1 protein-coding gene is annotated in these 405 nt (G+C 68.1%); it reads right to left on the reverse strand.

Going from position 1 to position 405, the window contains the following annotated elements; all coding sequences use genetic code 11:
* The coding region (locus tag Y887_RS18090) for a response regulator (protein WP_046965674.1) at positions 1 to 405 on the reverse strand (405 nt) is incomplete at both ends.

Raw genomic sequence — 405 nt, forward strand, 5'->3', positions numbered from 1 at the left:
CCTCGATCGCGTCGTGCAGCGAGGCAGCCAGGTCTTCGAGCCGATAGGGCTTGGCCAGCACGTGCACCCCCTCGGCCGCAGCCGATTGCTGAGCGGCCTCGGCATAGCCGCTGGTGAGCAGCACCGGAACGCCCAGGGCGCGCACACGAATCTCCCTGGCCAGCTCAACGCCATTCATGCCACCTGGCATCATCACGTCGGAGAACACGACGTCTACCTTGCAGCCGTTGGCCAGCGCATTCAGCGCAGCGGTGGCACTGTCGGCGTGGCTGACGCGGTACCCCAGGTGCTCGAGCATCTCGCCCACCAGCGCGGCCACTTCCTCGTCGTCATCCACCAGCAGCACGCTGCCGAGGGAAGGGTCGGCGGCATCGTCGGCGGCGCGTTCATCCTCGGCGGGCTGCT

It is taken from the genome of Xanthomonas pisi DSM 18956 (genome assembly GCF_001010415.1).
In the GTDB taxonomy this organism is placed as follows: Bacteria; Pseudomonadota; Gammaproteobacteria; order Xanthomonadales; family Xanthomonadaceae; genus Xanthomonas; species Xanthomonas pisi.